Source organism: Sphingobium sp. B11D3A, assembly GCF_025961695.1.
Lineage (GTDB): Bacteria > Pseudomonadota > Alphaproteobacteria > Sphingomonadales > Sphingomonadaceae > Sphingobium.
On the sequence record NZ_JAOQOE010000001.1, the window covers coordinates 1,987,547 to 2,002,522 of the forward strand.

The following is a 14,976-nucleotide window of genomic DNA, read 5'->3' on the forward strand; positions in this document are numbered from 1 at the left end:
TTGCGAACGAGGGGAGGATCAGCGATCGAGAATGGTCACAATCGCGTTCGACACCTCATCGATATCCGCCATGCCGTCAACCCGGCTGACGATGTTGCGTTCCTCATAAATTGGGAGGATCGGCGCTGTTTTCGCGCGATACTCGGCCATGCGGGTGCGCACCGTTTCCTCATTGTCATCGGGCCGCCGCTTGAACTCGGTGCTTCCGCACCGGTCGCAAACGCCCTCGATCTTCGGTGTCTTATACCGATCATGATAGCCTTCACCGCAGCTTGCGCAAGTGAAGCGGCCGGTGATCCGGTCGACCAGTGCATCCTCGTCGACCGCCAGTTCAATGACATGATCGAGCTGACGGTTGCGCGCGCCCAGCAGCACGTCCAGGCTCTTAGCCTGCGCCGCCGTACGCGGATAGCCATCGAAGATCACACCGACATCCGGTCCGAGCTGGTCCAGCGCTTCGCCGATGATTCCCGAGACGATCTCGTCCGAGACGAGTTCGCCGGCATCCATCACCGCCTTCGCCTTGAGACCTACCGGGGTGCCGGCCTTCACCGCCGCCCGCAGCATGTCGCCGGTCGAGAGCTGAACCATGCCACGCGCAGCGACCAGACGCTGCGCCTGAGTGCCCTTGCCGGCGCCGGGCGGTCCCAGCAGGATGATGTTCATGTCACTCCCCCAAAATTCACAAGAAGGATAAGCCTGCGGCCGGTTTGCCCCGGCCGGCTCAGCGCATCCGGCCTTTCAGACGCGCCTTCTTGATGAGGTCGCGATACTGGTGGGCGATGAGATGGCTCTGGATCTGCGTGACGGTATCCACGGTCACGTTGACGACGATGAGCAGGCTCGTGCCGCCGAGATAGAACGGAATCCCGGCACGGGCGATGGCGAACTCGGGGATCAGGCAGACCAGGGCCAGATAGATGGCACCGATCACCGTGATCCGCGTCAGCACGTAATCGAGATAGTTCTCGGTGTTCTTGCCGGGACGGATGCCCGGAATGAAACCGCCGTTGCGCTTGAGATTCTCCGCCGTCTCTTCCGGGTTGAAGACCACCGCGGTGTAGAAGAAGCAGAAGAAGATGATGCCTGCGCCGTAGAGCGCCATGTAGAGCGGCGTGCCGTGCGACAGATACTGGTTGATCGACAGCACGAAGTCGCCCCACGCACCGGTCGACGCATTGGCACCCGCACCGGAGAACTGCGTGATGGTGAGCGGCAGCAGCAGCAGCGACGAGGCGAAGATCGGCGGGATCACACCGGCGGTGTTGATCTTCAGCGGCAGGTGGCTGCGGTCCGCCTGCATCACGCCCTGCTTGGTCTGGCGCTTGGGATACTGGATCAGCACGCGGCGCTGCGCGCGCTCGACGAAGCAGATGCCCGCGATGAGGCCGAGGCCGACGATAATGATGCCGAGGATGACCAGACCCGAGATCGAGCCGGTGCGGCCCGATTCGAAGAGGTTGGTGAGCGTCACCGGCAACTGCGCGACGATGCCAGCCATGATGATCAGCGAGATGCCGTTGCCGATGCCGCGGCTGGTGATCTGCTCACCCAGCCACAGCAGGAACATCGTGCCGCCGATCAGCGAGATGACCGCGCTGATGCGGAACAACATGCCGGGATCGACCACGGCCTGCAGCCCGGATTGCGCGCCATAGGCCTCGAGCCCGACGGCAATGAAATAGCCCTGGATCGCCGTGAGGCCGACCGTGCCATAGCGGGTGTATTGGTTGAGCTTCTTGCGCCCTGCTTCGCCTTCCTTCTTGATCGCGGCCAGCTTGGGCGAGAGCGACGAGCCGAGCTGCACGACGATGGAGGCGGTAATATAGGGCATGATGCCCAGCGCGATGAGGCTCATGCGCTGCAGGCTGCCGCCGGAGAAGGTATTGAAGATGTCGAGAATGCCGCCCTGCGTCTGTTGATAGAGCTGGGCCAGCACGGTCGGATCGACACCGGGGAGCGGGACGAACGAGAAAAAGCGGAAGACGATGAGCGCACCCACCGTGAACCAGATCCGCTTCTTGAGCTCTGTAGCCTGGCCGAAGTTAGCGAGGCTCAGATTGGCTGCCATTTGGTCGGCGCGTGATGCCATGATCGCTTGCAATCCCGAAAAATGATGCTCGCCCAGGATTTGGGGGACGAACAGCCTTATCCCTTAGACGTCTGACCGGCGCCTGTCGAATAGCGGTGCCTGACTATATGACGGCATATGCAAGCGACCCCACCCGCCCATATCGGCGGGAGGGGTCGGCTATGCAAGCTCACAGTCAGGCCTGTCTCCCGATCAAGGAGATTATGCGGCCTCGGCCGGTGCAGCCTTGGCGAGAATCTCGACCTTGCCGCCAGCCTTTTCGACCGCCTCGATGGCAGCGCTGGAGGCGCCCGCCACGGCGAAGTTCGCCTTGGTGGTCAGTTCGCCCTTGGCGAGCAGACGCACGCCATGCTTGCCGCCGCGCGAAATGCCGGCCGCGCGCAGCGCCGCCTGGTCGATGGTTGCGGCCGCATCGAGCTTGCCGGCGTCGATCGCCTTCTGGACCATGCCGAGGTTCACCACCGCATAGTCCTTGCGGAAGATGTTGTTGAAGCCGCGCTTCGGCAGACGCATATGGAGCGGCATCTGGCCGCCCTCGAAACCGTTAATGGCGACGCCCGAACGTGCCTTGGCACCCTTCTGGCCGCGACCGGCAGTCTTGCCCTTGCCCGAGCCGATACCACGGCCGACGCGCATCCGGCCCTTGCGGGAACCGGCATTATCCTTGAGTTCATTCAGCTTCATAAGTGCACTCGCTTTCGCTGTTGTCGCGCTGGTGGAAAGTGCGGCCCATAGCCGCCGCACTTTGCTTTGTCACCCCATAGAATCTGTCTTGGCCGATCTCCGTCCTTCGCGTCCTGCACACGGCTCGGCGCTATCGGCGTGACAAGCCTCATGGTTAAGCGGCACCCCGGCATTCACAAATTTTGCAAGTGCGAAGGCTCGAAAAGTCATTCGCTTTAGGGCTTTACATGGTTAACGCTCGTGATCAGTCGCGCCCGAGCGCGCCCGGCTCCATTGACGAGTTGCGCATTATCGCGACCGTTCTCCTCGTTGCCTTCCATGTCGTGGGCCAGACCGACAGCGGGCTGCGAATCGAGGACGGGCACCCCGCGCGGTTCATCGTCGATCTGGGCGCCAGCTTCCGGATGCCGGCCTTCGCCTTCGTCGCCGGCTTCATCTACTGCCTGCGTCCGCCCACGCGAGGGCATATGCGCGACTTTCTGCGCGGCAAGGCGCGGCGGATCGCGCTCCCTGGCCTGATCGCCGCCGTCCTGTTTGGAACGGTCGCCTACATGCAAGGCTCGCGGTTCGGCATCCCGCCCGAAGCTCTCTGGGGCTTGGCCATCTTCCCCTATGCCCACTTCTGGTTTTTGCAGGCGATCCTTGCGCTGTTCATCGTCGTCGGCCTGATCGACATCGCGCTCGGTCATCGCGGGCAGTGGCCAATGTTCGCCGGCGCCTTGCTGCTTGCCTTGTGGCCCCCGCCCATCCCGACTCTTTTCGCACTGCCCCAAGCGATCCTGCTGGCGCCCTTCTTCATCTTCGGCATGTGCGTCTATCGAAGCTGGGCGTGGATCGCGCAGCATGGGCGGCTGATCGTCCCGCTGGCCGCCGTGGCTGCATTGCTTGCCTTCAGTGGCGCCTTCTATGATTATCTGATGCTCGGCGTCTCTCCGAACACGAGCATTGCCTCATCGCTGCTGCTGGGCATGTCGGTCAGCCTGCTCGTTCTGCTGCGCTGGCCACACCACCCCTATGCACGCAAGGTTGGGCAGTTCAGCTTTACCATCTATCTCTATCATGTGTTCGCCACCGCCGCCGCGCGGATGGCGCTCCACACAGTCGGTATCGACGCGCTCGCGATTCATCTGCCGGTCGGAATCCTCGCCGGGCTGGTCGGCCCGGTGGCACTGCATCTCATTCTGCTCAAGACGCCCGTCGTCGGCCCGCTGGCCCTGGGCATCCGGACCAAGGCGCCCGCGCCCCGCAGCGCTCCGGCCCAGCATGTCAAACCGCGCGCACCTGCATCCGCTCTGGCTCTTCCGGCAGCATCATCCCGCCCGGCCGTCCCGCGCGGTCACTGACCCGCCTTCAACCAGAAACCTTTCGGCAGACCTACAAACGAAAACGGAGCGCGTAACCTTCAAGGCTACGCGCTCCGTTTTCAATGTCGGTCGTAAAAGGCTTCAGCCTTTGACGATTTGCACCATGTGCGGCAGCTTGCGGATCGCGCCGCGCACTTCCGGCGTGTCCTCGAGCTCGACGACACGGTTCATCTTGCCCAGGCCGAGGCCGATCAGGATCTTCTCCTGAGAGGCCGGACGGCGGATCGGGGAACCGATCTGCTTCAGCTTGATCTTCGCCATGTCAGTTACTCCGCAATCGCTTCGGCGTCAGCCGCAGCGACCTCGGCAGAGGCGCCACCGCGACGAAGCAGGTCAGCGACCTTCTTGCCGCGACGCTGAGCGACCGACTTGGGGCTGGTCTGCTCGGTCAGAGCCGCGAACGTCGCCCGGATCATGTTGTACGGGTTCGACGTGCCGACCGACTTGGTCACCACGTCGGCCACGCCAAGGCTCTCGAACACGGCGCGCATCGGACCGCCGGCGATGATGCCGGTGCCTGCCGGCGCGGTACGAACGGTCACCTTGCCGGCGCCGAAGTGCCCGCGACCATCATGGTGCAGCGTGCGGCCTTCCTTGAGCGGAACGCGAACCATTGCCTTCTTGGCAGCGGCGGTCGCCTTGCTGATCGCCTCGGGAACCTCACGAGCCTTGCCATGGCCGAAGCCGGCACGGCCCTTGCCGTCACCCACGACCACGAGTGCCGCAAAGCCGAAGCGCTTGCCGCCCTTCACGGTCTTCGAGACGCGGTTGATGTGGACGAGCTTCTCGACGAATTCCTCGCCATTGTCGTCCTCACCGCCACGACCGCGACGGTCGTCACGACGGCCACGGCCGCCACGATCCCGATCGCCACCGCTGCGGCCGCCACGGCCACGGCGCTGTTGCTGCTGCGGCTCGGCGGCCACACCCGTCACGTCCTGGGGCGTGGTCTCGGGCGCGAGAACAGCCTCGGGCTGATTGCCCTCACCGGTGGTGTTTTCGTCTGCCATCATCAGAACTCCAGTCCGCCTTCACGAGCGGCATCGGCCAGCGCTTTCACGCGACCATGAAAGAGGAAGCCACCACGATCGAACACGACCTTGGTAACGCCGGCCTTGGCGGCAGCCTCGGCGACGCGCTTGCCGACATCGGCTGCAGCCGATGAAGTGGCGCCGGTCTTGCCACGCACATCCTTGTCCAGGGTCGACGCTGCGGCCAGGGTCTTGCCCTGCGTGTCGTCGATGACCTGCGCATAGATATGCCGGCCGGAACGGTGCACGGACAGACGGGGCTTGCCACCCGCCCGCGCCTTGATCGCGGTACGCACGCGCCGGGCGCGACGATCGAAGAGAGAGAGTTTCGCCATGGCTTACTTCTTCTTGCCTTCTTTGCGGAAGATAAACTCGCCGCGATACTTGATACCCTTGCCCTTATAGGGCTCCGGCTTGCGCCAGCGACGGATTTCCGCCGCGACCTGGCCGACCTGCTGCTTGTCGATCCCGCTGATTTCCACCGTGGTGTTATCGGGGGTCTTGATCTCGATGCCGGCCGGAACCGGGAAATCGACATCATGGCTGTAGCCGAGCTGCAGCTTCAGGTTCTTGCCCTGGGCCGTGGCACGATAGCCGACGCCGGTGATCTCGAGCACCTTGGTGTAACCCTCGGTCACGCCCGTGACCAGGTTCTGCACCAGCGTGCGCTGCATGCCCCAGAATGCTCGAGCCGCCTTGGTGGCGTTGGCCGGCTTGATCGAAATCGCACCGTCTTCCAGCTCATAGCTGATCTCGTCGCGCATCTGGAGCGCCAGCGTGCCCTTCGGGCCCTTCACGGAAAGCTGACCGTTCTCGATGGTGGCCGTCACCCCGCTGGGGATCGTGACCGGCTTTTTGCCGATGCGGCTCATCAGAACACCTCCGCCAGCACTTCGCCGCCGACGTTCTGTGCACGCGCTTCGGCATCCGAGAGCACGCCACGGGGCGTCGAGACGATGGTGATACCGAGGCCATTGCGTACCACCGGAAGCTCCTTGGAGCCCGAATAGACGCGACGGCCAGGCTTGGAAACGCGCGCGACGTGCTTGATCGCCGGCTCGCCTTCGAAATATTTCAGCTCGATGCGTAGGCCATCATGGCCAGCCACCTGCTCTTCGGAATAGCCGCGGATGTAACCCTCGCGCTGAAGCACGTCGAGCACACGCGCACGCAGCTTGGACGCGGGCGAAACCACGCTGTCCTTGCGTGCCCGCTGGCCGTTGCGGATGCGGGTGAGCAGGTCACCCAGGGGATCGGTCAGTGCCATCTCTTAATCCTTACCAGCTCGACTTGGTGACGCCGGGGATCAGGCCCTTGTTGGCCAGATCGCGCAGCTGAACACGGCAAAGCCGGAACTTGCGATAGTAAGCGCGGGGACGACCGGTCAGCTCGCAACGGTTGCGCACCCGGGTCGGGTTGCCGTTGCGGGGGATCTCGGCCAGCTTGAGACGCGCGATCAGACGCTCGCTGTCATCAAGCGACGTGTCATTCGCCACTGCCTTGAGACGGGCATATTTGCCGGCGTACTTCTTCACCAGCTTCTTGCGCCGTTCGTTCTTGTTGATCGAACTCAGTTTCGCCATGGACTTAAGCTCTCTTCCTTAGAAATTGGATCCGGCCACGCTCACGCAGCCTCTTTTTCCGCCTCGGCGGGGAACGGGAAACCGAAAAGACGCAGCAGTTCGCGCGCTTCTTCGTCCGTGCGGGCCGTGGTGGTCACGATGATGTCCATGCCACGCACCTTGTCGACGCGGTCATAGCTGATCTCGGGGAAGATGATCTGCTCCTTGATGCCGAAGGCATAGTTGCCACGGCCGTCGAAGCTCTTCGGGTTGAGACCACGGAAATCGCGGATGCGGGGCATCGCGATCGTCACGAGACGATCGAGAAACTCGTACATGCGCTCGCGACGCAGGGTCACCTTTGCGCCGATGGGCATGCCTTCACGCAGCTTGAACTGCGCGATCGACTTCTTCGCCTTGGTGATGACCGGCTTTTGGCCGGCAATCAGTTCCATTTCCTCGGCGGCCTGGGTGACCTTCTTCTTGTCCTGGGTCGCCTCGCCCACGCCCATGTTGAGCGTGATCTTCTCGATCCGGGGGATTTCCATGTGGTTCTTGTAACCGAACTTCTCGCTCAGCGCCTTGACGATGGTCTCGTCATACAGCTTGCGCGAGCGCGGGATGTACTTGTCAGTCATCAGATGACCTCCCCGGACTTGACCGCGACGCGGACCTTCTTGCCGTCACGGTCCTCGAAGCGGACGCGCGTGGCCTTGCCGTCGACAGCCAGTGCGACATTGGAAATGTGCAGCGGCGCCGGCTTGCGATCGATGCCGCCCTGCGGATTTGCCTGGTCGGGCTTGCGGTGGCGGGCGTGGACGTTGATGCCGTCGACCAGCACCTTGTCATCCTTGGGCATCACCTGGAGGACGGAACCGGTACGGCCCTTGTCCTTGCCGGCGAGCACGACGACCGTGTCACCCTTCTTGATACGTGCAGCGCTCATCACAGCACCTCGGGAGCAAGCGAAATGATCTTCATGAAGTTCTTCGCGCGCAGCTCGCGGACCACCGGGCCAAAGATACGCGTGCCGATCGGCTCCGCATTCTTGTTGACCAGCACGGCCGCGTTGCCGTCGAAGCGAATGACGCTGCCGTCGGGACGACGAACGTCCTTGGCGGTGCGCACGATCACGGCGCGGTGAACGTCACCCTTCTTCACGCGGCCACGGGGGGCGGCGTCCTTCACGGAGACGACAATGATGTCGCCAACGCTGGCAAAACGACGCTTCGAGCCGCCGAGCACCTTGATGCACTGGACGCGCTTGGCGCCGCTGTTGTCAGCGACATCAAGATTGGATTGCATCTGGATCATCGATCCGGTTCCTTCTCAATTGGCCTGCCGGGACACAGCCTGTGTCTGGCCCGGTGGTTCCGTTAAATCCTTGAGACCTGCTCAGGCTGCTGCGTCTGCAGCGACCTGCTCGGGAGACTTGTGGGTGTCGACCCGCGCGATGACCTTCCAGGTCTTCAGCTTCGAGATCGGCGCCGTCTCCTCGATACGGACGGTCTCACCCTCGTGATACTCGTTGGCATCATCGTGGGCGTGATACTTCTTCGAGCGACGGATGATCTTGCCGTAGAGCGGGTGCTTCACCTTGCGCTCCACCTTGACGACGACCGTCTTGTCACCCTTGTCGGAAACCACCGTTCCCGTCAGCACGCGCTTGGGCATGGGCCTGTTTCCTTCTTACTTCGCGGACGAGCGCGAACGCTCGGCCTGGAGGGTTTTGATCCGCGCGATGTCGCGACGCACTTCGCGCACGCGGCTCGGCTTCTCAAGCTGGTTGGTCGCAGCCTGAAAGCGCAGGTTGAACTGCTCGCGCTTCAGCTCGCCCAGATCGGTCGACAGCTGATCGTCGCTCTTCGCCTTGAGGTCAGAAATCTTGGTCATGACCATCATGCTCCCAGATGCGAGGTGTCGCCGAGACGCGCCACCACCTTCGTCTTGATCGGCAGCTTCATCGCTGCGCGGCTGAATGCTTCCGCAGCCAGCGGACCGGGCACGCCGTCCAGCTCGAACAGGATGCGGCCGGGCTTTACGCGCGCCGCCCAATATTCGATCGAACCCTTGCCCTTACCCTGACGGACTTCGGCAGGCTTCTTGGAAACCGGCACGTCCGGGAAGACGCGGATCCAGAGACGGCCCTGACGACGGATGTGACGCGTGATCGCGCGGCGAGCCGCTTCGATCTGGCGCGCGGTGACCCGCTCCGGTTCCAGAGCCTTGAGGCCGTAGGATCCGAAATTGAGGTCCGTTCCACCCTTGGCATCGCCCTTGATGCGACCCTTGAAGGTCTTGCGGAACTTGGTTTTCTTCGGCTGTAGCATGATGCTTTACCTTGCTCTCAATTCTCAGCGAGCCGGACGCACACCGGAGGTCTGAGCCTCCAGCATGAGACGGTCGGTCGCCATCGGATCGTGGCCGAGGATCTCGCCCTTGAAGATCCAGACCTTGATGCCGCAAACGCCATAGGCCGTGTGGGCCTCGGCTTCTGCATAATCGACGTTCGCACGCAGCGTGTGCAGCGGAACGCGACCTTCGCGATACCACTCGACACGGGCGATCTCCGCGCCGCCCAGACGGCCGCCGCAGGTGATCTTGATGCCCTCGGCGCCGAGACGCAGCGCGCTCTGCACGGCGCGCTTCATGGCGCGACGGAAAGCGATACGACGCTCGAGCTGATCGGCAACACCCTGGGCGACGAGCTTGGAGTCGATTTCCGGCTTGCGGATCTCGACGATGTTCAGGCTCACATCGCTGGACGTCATCGCGCTCAGCTTCTTGCGCAGCTTCTCGATGTCCGCGCCCTTCTTGCCGATGATGACACCGGGACGGGCTGCATAGATCGACACGCGGCACAGCTTGGCCGGACGCTCGATAACCACCTTGGAGATCGCGGCCTGGGGCAGCGTCTTCATGACATACTTGCGGATCTTGAGATCCTCAAGCAGCAGGCGACCATAGTCCTGGCCTTCCGCGAACCAGCGGCTGTCCCAGGTGCGGTTGATCTGCAGGCGCAGACCGATGGGATTGCTCTTGTGACCCATGGATCAGGCCTCCTCTTCCGCAGCTTCACGCACGACGATGCGCACGCGGCTGAAGGGCTTCAGGATGCGGGTGGACTTACCGCGACCACGCGCATGGAAGCGCTTCATGGTGAACGACTTGCCGACACTCGCCTCGGCGACGACGAGCGCGTCGACGTCGAGATTGTGGTTGTTTTCCGCATTGGCGACCGCGCTGGCGAGCACCTTGCGAACATCGACCGCCATCGCGCGCTTGGAGAAGGCGAGCACGTTCATCGCGTCCTCGACCTTGCGGCCACGGATGAGCGCGGCGACCAGGTTCAGCTTCTGGGCCGAACCGCGGATCTGCGTGCCGACGGCCAGCGCCTCATTGTCCGAGACGCGGCGGGGAGCTTTTGCCTTGCCCATCAGCGCTTGCCCTTCTTGTCAGCGGCGTGGCCGGGGAAGTAGCGCGTCGGCGCGAATTCACCCAGCTTGTGACCGACCATGTCCTCGTTCACCGAAACGGGAACGTGCTTGCGACCATTGTAGACGTTGAACGTCAGGCCAACGAACTGCGGCAGGATGGTGGAGCGGCGCGACCAGGTCTTGATCGGACCGCCACGGCCGTTGTTCTCCTGCGCGGTTTCTGCCTTCTTGAGCAGATGCAGGTCCACGAAGGGACCCTTCCAGACGGAGCGAGCCATCGCTTACCTCTTCTTCTTGGCGTGACGCGACCGGATGATCATCTTGTCGGTCGACTTGTTGTGACGGGTACGAGCACCCTTAGTCGGCTTGCCCCACGGGGTAACCGGATGACGGCCGCCCGAGGTCCGGCCTTCACCACCGCCGTGCGGGTGGTCGACCGGGTTCTTGGCGACGCCGCGGGTGAGCGGGCGACGGCCGAGCCAGCGGCTGCGGCCGGCCTTGGCGAGGTTCTGGTTCTGGTTGTCGGGGTTCGACACCGCACCGATGGTCGCCATGCAGTCCGAGCGGATGTAGCGCTGCTCACCCGAGCCGAGACGGACGATGACCATGCCGCGATCGCGACCGACGAGCTGGGCATAAGTGCCCGCGCTGCGTGCGATCTGAGCGCCCTTGCCCGGCTTCATCTCGATGTTGTGGATGATCGTGCCGACCGGCATCTGACCCAGTTCCATCGCGTTGCCCGGCTTCACGTCGGTCTTCTTGCCTGCGATCACCTTGTCGCCGACAGCCAGACGCTGCGGGGCGATGATGTAGGCCTGCTCGCCATCGGCATAGCTGACCAGCGCAATGAACGCCGTGCGGTTCGGGTCATATTCCAGACGCTCCACCGTGCCTTCAACGTCCCACTTGCGACGCTTGAAGTCGATGATGCGATAGCGCTGCTTGTGACCGCCGGCGATACCGCGCGAGGTCACATGACCCTTGTTGTTGCGGCCACCGGTCTTGCGCTTGCCTTCGGTCAGCGCCTTGACGGGCTTGCCCTTGTGGAGGCCGGACCGGTCGACGAGGATCAGGCCACGCTGGGCCGGGCTCGTCGGGTTATAATGCTTGAGTGCCATTGTTCAGTCCGCCCTCAAATGCCCGTGGTGATGTCGATCGACTGGCCTTCGGCCAGGGTCACGACAGCCTTCTTCACGTCCGAGCGCGTGTAGGGCTTGCCCTTCCAGCGCTTAGTCTTGCCCTTCTGGACGATCGTGTTGACCGACTTGACGCTGACATTGAACAGCGCCTCGACAGCGGCCTTGATCTCGGGCTTCGAAGCGTCCCGCGCGACCTTGAACACAACCGCGTTGTGCTCGGAGACCAGCGTCGCCTTTTCGGTGATGTGCGGGGCGACAATCACGTCGTAATGACGCGTGGCCACCGCTGCTGCCTGCTTCTTAGCCATTGAAGCGCGCCTCCAGCTGCTCGACCGCGGCACGGGTCAGCACCAGGCTGTCCGCACGCAGGATATCGTAGACATTGGCACCGATGGCGGGGAGCACATTGACACCGACGAGATTGGACGAGGCCTTGGCGAAGGAGAGGTTGGTCGCCTCGCCGTCGATGAACAGCACCTTGCCGAGGTTGAGCTTGGCGAGCTGACCCGCCAGTTCCTTGGTCTTGCCGTCCTTGACGTCCAGATTGTCCAGAACCGTGAGCGAGCCGCCCTTGGCCTTGGCCGAAAGCGCCATCTTCAGGCCCAGTGCACGCACCTTCTTGTTGAGCGAGTGCCCGAAGGTACGGGCGCGCTGACCGTGCGCCTTACCACCACCGATGAAGATCGGGGCGCGGCGATCGCCGTGACGAGCCGTACCGCCGCCCTTCTGGCGACCGAACTTCTTGCCCGTGCGGGCAACGTCAGAACGCTCGCGCGTCGCCGATGCCGGGGCACGGCGCTTTTCAAGCTGCCAGGTGACGACACGGTGCAGAATGTCCGCGCGCGGCTCGAGGCCGAACACATCGTCATTCAGCTCGACATCGCCGGAGGCCTTGCCGCCGTCCAGAGTGAGAACCTTGATCTTCATGACTTAGCCCTCCTGGCCTTCAGTGGCCTCGGGCGCCGCGCCGTCCTGCGCAGGCGTATCGGCCGGAGCCTCGGCGTTATTGTTGGCAGCCGACTTGATGCTGGCCGGGTACGGCACGTCAGCCGGACGATCGACCTTCACGGCGTCCTTGACGAGAAGCCAGGCGCCCTTCGAGCCGGGCACGCTGCCCTTCACGAACAGCAGGCCGCGCTCGACGTCCGTGCGGACGATCTCGAGGTTCTGCTGGGTGCGCTGACGGTCCCCCATGTGGCCGGCCATCTTCTTGTTCTTGAACACGCGGCCCGGATCCTGACGGTTACCTGTCGAACCATGGGCACGGTGGCTGATCGACACACCGTGCGTGGCGCGCATACCGCCGAAACCCCAGCGCTTCATGGCGCCGGCAAAGCCCTTGCCCTGCGTCTGACCCGTCACGTCGACGAGCTGACCAGCGATGAAGTGATCGGCAGCGATTTCCGCGCCGACATCGAGCAGGGCGTCCTCGGCCACGCGGAACTCGACGACCTGCGCCTTGGGTTCCACCTGAGCCTTGGCAAAGTGCTCGCGCTGCGGCTTGGCGACATTCTTCGCCTTCGCAACGCCGGCACCCAGCTGCACGGCTACATAGCCGTCCTTATCCATTTCGCGACGGGCAATGACCTGGTTGCCTTCGAGCGCCAGGACGGTGACGGGCACATGGCGGCCATCATCCTGGAACAGGCGGGTCATACCCACTTTCTTCGCGATCACGCCGGTACGCATGATCCAATCCTCCAATAGAGGCCCCTGCATGATGCGGGGGCTTATCCAACGAAAAAACCGCCAGGACCCTAAGACCCAGGCAGCCAACCCGATTTTGCGATGCGTTCCCCCGTCCGGGCTGGATGCTTCCGGACCCTCGACAAGCGAGGCGGAAACGACGGAGGACGCTGCCCGGCCGAAGCCGGCGGTATCCAAATGTCCTGCAAGGCGACCCGAAGGCCGCCCCGCTACGGCCATCAGGCCAGTTTGATCTCGACGTTCACGCCGGCAGCCAGATCGAGCTTCATCAGCGCGTCGACGGTCTGCGGGGTCGGCTGCACAATATCAAGCATGCGCTTGTAGGTGCGGACCTCGAACTGTTCACGGCTCTTCTTATCGATGTGCGGCCCACGGTTGACCGTGAACTTCTCGATGCGGGTCGGCAGCGGAATGGGACCGCGAATGAGAGCACCCGTACGACGAGCGGTATCGGCGATGTCGCCGGTCGCCTGATCCAGCACGCGATGATCGAATGCCTTGAGACGAATACGGATATTCTGCGTTTCCATGTCCACTAACCGATGTGAAAGAGCCAAAACAAAACCGCTTCACCCTGATGGCCCCGGTGCCGTTCCGGCACTCACGAGCCCGCGCGAAGCGGCAAAAAAAGCAGGCCGCTCGAATCACCTGATCCGAGCGGCTCGCTGCCTATATTACTTCGAGATCGTCGCGACAACCCCAGAACCGACCGTGCGGCCACCTTCGCGAATAGCGAAGCGGAGACCCGGGTCCATCGCGATCGGCGCGATGAGCTTGACGGCCAGCTTCACGTTGTCGCCAGGCATGACCATCTCGGTGCCCTCGGGGAGGACGACTTCGCCGGTCACGTCCGTCGTGCGGAAGTAGAACTGGGGACGATAGTTGGCGAAGAACGGCGTGTGACGGCCACCTTCGTCCTTCGACAGCACGTACACCTCGGCTTCGAACTCGGTGTGCGGCGTGACCGAACCCGGCTTGGCCAGAACCTGACCACGCTCGACTTCTTCACGGCCAACGCCACGGATCAGCGCGCCGATGTTGTCGCCGGCTTCACCCTGGTCGAGCAGCTTGCGGAACATTTCCACGCCGGTGACGGTCGTCTTCTTGGTGGGCTTGAGGCCGATGATCTCGACTTCCTCGCCAACCTTCACAACGCCGGTCTCGACGCGGCCGGTCACCACGGTGCCGCGACCCGAGATCGAGAACACGTCTTCGATCGGCATCAGGAACGGACGGTCAACCGGACGGGCCGGCTGCGGGATGTAGGCGTCGACGGCATCCATGAGCGCCTTGATCGAATCCTTGCCGATCGCGTCGTCACGGCCTTCGAGAGCGGCCAGAGCCGAACCCTTGACGATGGGGATGTCGTCGCCCGGGAAGTCGTAGCTGGAGAGCAGCTCGCGCACTTCCAGCTCGACGAGCTCGAGGAGCTCCTCGTCGTCGACCTGGTCGACCTTGTTCATGTACACGACGAGCGCCGGCACGCCGACCTGACGGGCGAGCAGGATGTGCTCGCGGGTCTGCGGCATCGGGCCGTCAGCAGCGTTCACCACGAGGATCGCGCCGTCCATCTGGGCGGCACCGGTGATCATGTTCTTCACATAGTCAGCGTGGCCCGGGCAGTCGACGTGCGCATAGTGACGGGCGCCGGTCTCGTACTCGACGTGCGCGGTCGAGATCGTGATGCCGCGCTCGCGCTCCTCGGGAGCCTTGTCGATGTTGGCATAGTCCGTGAACGTGGCGCCACCGGTTTCGGCCAGCACCTTGGTGATGGCGGCGGTCAGCGTGGTCTTGCCATGGTCGACGTGACCGATGGTGCCGATATTGCAGTGCGGCTTGTTCCGCTCGAATTTAGCCTTAGCCATTTCCTACCTCTTTTCGCTCAATAGCTTGGGTTCAACCGCTCGGGGAAGCCTCGCGAAGGCGCCCCCATAACAGCAAATTTACATAAATCCAGATG

General features: G+C 63.2%; 25 protein-coding genes. 1 reads left to right on the forward strand and 24 read right to left on the reverse strand.

Going from position 1 to position 14,976, the window contains the following annotated elements; genetic code table 11:
- Nucleotides 1-18 precede the first annotated feature (18 nt).
- From M2332_RS09410 to rplO, 3 genes are all read right to left on the reverse strand, one after another.
- Nucleotides 19-666 carry an adenylate kinase gene (locus tag M2332_RS09410; RefSeq protein ID WP_264573847.1) on the reverse strand — a complete coding sequence of 216 codons (648 nt, stop codon included), beginning with the start codon at nucleotides 664-666 and terminating at the stop codon, nucleotides 19-21.
- Nucleotides 667-724: 58 nt separating this feature from the next.
- Nucleotides 725-2,092 (reverse strand): preprotein translocase subunit SecY, encoded by a 1,368-nt coding sequence (gene secY / locus M2332_RS09415; protein ID WP_181558375.1) that lies wholly within the window; start codon nucleotides 2,090-2,092, stop codon nucleotides 725-727.
- 201 nt (nucleotides 2,093-2,293) lie between these two features.
- Nucleotides 2,294-2,776 carry a 50S ribosomal protein L15 gene (gene rplO, locus M2332_RS09420; protein WP_264573848.1) on the reverse strand — a complete coding sequence of 161 codons (483 nt, stop codon included), beginning with the start codon at nucleotides 2,774-2,776 and terminating at the stop codon, nucleotides 2,294-2,296.
- Between the two features lie 227 nt (nucleotides 2,777-3,003).
- Between rplO and M2332_RS09425 the strand changes: the two genes are divergently transcribed.
- Entirely contained in the window at nucleotides 3,004-4,119 is a 1,116-nt protein-coding gene (locus tag M2332_RS09425; protein WP_264573849.1) for an acyltransferase family protein, read from the forward strand.
- A gap of 102 nt (nucleotides 4,120-4,221) precedes the next feature.
- On the opposite strand, the gene rpmD is transcribed toward M2332_RS09425, so the two are convergent.
- The 21 genes from rpmD to tuf all read right to left on the reverse strand — a co-directional run bounded on the left by rpmD (nucleotide 4,222) and on the right by tuf (nucleotide 14,881).
- Nucleotides 4,222-4,401, reverse strand: coding sequence for a 50S ribosomal protein L30 (gene rpmD / locus M2332_RS09430; RefSeq protein ID WP_264573850.1), 180 nt, complete (start codon nucleotides 4,399-4,401; stop codon nucleotides 4,222-4,224).
- A 5-nt stretch (nucleotides 4,402-4,406) separates the two neighbouring features.
- Nucleotides 4,407-5,150 (reverse strand): 30S ribosomal protein S5, encoded by a 744-nt coding sequence (gene rpsE / locus M2332_RS09435; RefSeq protein WP_264572349.1) that lies wholly within the window; start codon nucleotides 5,148-5,150, stop codon nucleotides 4,407-4,409.
- Nucleotides 5,151-5,152: 2 nt separating this feature from the next.
- Complete coding sequence (gene rplR / locus M2332_RS09440; protein WP_181561265.1) at nucleotides 5,153-5,506, reverse strand: 50S ribosomal protein L18; 354 nt, start codon at nucleotides 5,504-5,506, stop codon at nucleotides 5,153-5,155.
- Between the two features lie 3 nt (nucleotides 5,507-5,509).
- Entirely contained in the window at nucleotides 5,510-6,043 is a 534-nt protein-coding gene (rplF, locus tag M2332_RS09445) for a 50S ribosomal protein L6 (RefSeq protein WP_181561264.1), read from the reverse strand.
- Nucleotides 6,043-6,438, reverse strand: a complete 396-nt coding sequence (rpsH, locus tag M2332_RS09450) for a 30S ribosomal protein S8 (RefSeq protein WP_181561263.1) — start codon at nucleotides 6,436-6,438, stop codon at nucleotides 6,043-6,045. The genes rplF and rpsH overlap by 1 nt, the downstream gene beginning before the upstream one ends.
- 10 nt (nucleotides 6,439-6,448) lie before the next feature.
- Nucleotides 6,449-6,754: a 30S ribosomal protein S14 gene (rpsN, locus tag M2332_RS09455; RefSeq protein WP_181561262.1), complete on the reverse strand. Its 306-nt coding sequence runs from the start codon at nucleotides 6,752-6,754 to the stop codon at nucleotides 6,449-6,451.
- A 41-nt stretch (nucleotides 6,755-6,795) separates the two neighbouring features.
- Nucleotides 6,796-7,371 (reverse strand): 50S ribosomal protein L5, encoded by a 576-nt coding sequence (gene rplE / locus M2332_RS09460; protein WP_264573851.1) that lies wholly within the window; start codon nucleotides 7,369-7,371, stop codon nucleotides 6,796-6,798.
- A complete protein-coding gene (rplX, locus tag M2332_RS09465) occupies nucleotides 7,371-7,679 on the reverse strand; it encodes a 50S ribosomal protein L24 (RefSeq protein ID WP_264573852.1) in 309 nt (102 codons plus the stop codon). The genes rplE and rplX overlap by 1 nt, the downstream gene beginning before the upstream one ends.
- Entirely contained in the window at nucleotides 7,679-8,047 is a 369-nt protein-coding gene (rplN, locus tag M2332_RS09470; protein ID WP_014077869.1) for a 50S ribosomal protein L14, read from the reverse strand. Before rplN ends, rplX begins: the two co-directional genes overlap by 1 nt.
- An 81-nt stretch (nucleotides 8,048-8,128) precedes the next feature.
- Entirely contained in the window at nucleotides 8,129-8,407 is a 279-nt protein-coding gene (rpsQ, locus tag M2332_RS09475; protein WP_181561259.1) for a 30S ribosomal protein S17, read from the reverse strand.
- Between the two features lie 15 nt (nucleotides 8,408-8,422).
- On the reverse strand, nucleotides 8,423-8,626 hold the full coding sequence (gene rpmC / locus M2332_RS09480; RefSeq protein ID WP_181561258.1) for a 50S ribosomal protein L29: 204 nt from the start codon (nucleotides 8,624-8,626) through the stop codon (nucleotides 8,423-8,425).
- A 5-nt stretch (nucleotides 8,627-8,631) separates the two neighbouring features.
- On the reverse strand, nucleotides 8,632-9,063 hold the full coding sequence (rplP, locus tag M2332_RS09485; RefSeq protein ID WP_181561257.1) for a 50S ribosomal protein L16: 432 nt from the start codon (nucleotides 9,061-9,063) through the stop codon (nucleotides 8,632-8,634).
- A 24-nt stretch (nucleotides 9,064-9,087) separates the two neighbouring features.
- The gene (gene rpsC / locus M2332_RS09490; RefSeq protein ID WP_181561256.1) at nucleotides 9,088-9,783 is read right to left on the reverse strand and encodes a 30S ribosomal protein S3; all 696 of its coding nucleotides are present in this window, start codon (nucleotides 9,781-9,783) and stop codon (nucleotides 9,088-9,090) included.
- A gap of 3 nt (nucleotides 9,784-9,786) precedes the next feature.
- Nucleotides 9,787-10,170 (reverse strand): 50S ribosomal protein L22, encoded by a 384-nt coding sequence (gene rplV / locus M2332_RS09495; RefSeq protein ID WP_181561255.1) that lies wholly within the window; start codon nucleotides 10,168-10,170, stop codon nucleotides 9,787-9,789.
- On the reverse strand, nucleotides 10,170-10,448 hold the full coding sequence (gene rpsS, locus M2332_RS09500; protein WP_181561254.1) for a 30S ribosomal protein S19: 279 nt from the start codon (nucleotides 10,446-10,448) through the stop codon (nucleotides 10,170-10,172). The genes rplV and rpsS overlap by 1 nt, the downstream gene beginning before the upstream one ends.
- 3 nt (nucleotides 10,449-10,451) lie before the next feature.
- Nucleotides 10,452-11,288 (reverse strand): 50S ribosomal protein L2, encoded by an 837-nt coding sequence (rplB, locus tag M2332_RS09505; protein ID WP_181561253.1) that lies wholly within the window; start codon nucleotides 11,286-11,288, stop codon nucleotides 10,452-10,454.
- A 14-nt stretch (nucleotides 11,289-11,302) separates the two neighbouring features.
- Entirely contained in the window at nucleotides 11,303-11,617 is a 315-nt protein-coding gene (locus M2332_RS09510) for a 50S ribosomal protein L23 (RefSeq protein ID WP_181561252.1), read from the reverse strand.
- Nucleotides 11,610-12,236: a 50S ribosomal protein L4 gene (gene rplD / locus M2332_RS09515; RefSeq protein WP_264571787.1), complete on the reverse strand. Its 627-nt coding sequence runs from the start codon at nucleotides 12,234-12,236 to the stop codon at nucleotides 11,610-11,612. Before rplD ends, M2332_RS09510 begins: the two co-directional genes overlap by 8 nt.
- A 3-nt stretch (nucleotides 12,237-12,239) precedes the next feature.
- Entirely contained in the window at nucleotides 12,240-12,998 is a 759-nt protein-coding gene (rplC, locus tag M2332_RS09520; protein ID WP_264573853.1) for a 50S ribosomal protein L3, read from the reverse strand.
- Between the two features lie 236 nt (nucleotides 12,999-13,234).
- Nucleotides 13,235-13,546, reverse strand: coding sequence for a 30S ribosomal protein S10 (rpsJ, locus tag M2332_RS09525; protein ID WP_014077880.1), 312 nt, complete (start codon nucleotides 13,544-13,546; stop codon nucleotides 13,235-13,237).
- Between the two features lie 144 nt (nucleotides 13,547-13,690).
- On the reverse strand, nucleotides 13,691-14,881 hold the full coding sequence (gene tuf, locus M2332_RS09530) for an elongation factor Tu (RefSeq protein ID WP_181561249.1): 1,191 nt from the start codon (nucleotides 14,879-14,881) through the stop codon (nucleotides 13,691-13,693).
- Nucleotides 14,882-14,976: the final 95 nt, after the last annotated feature.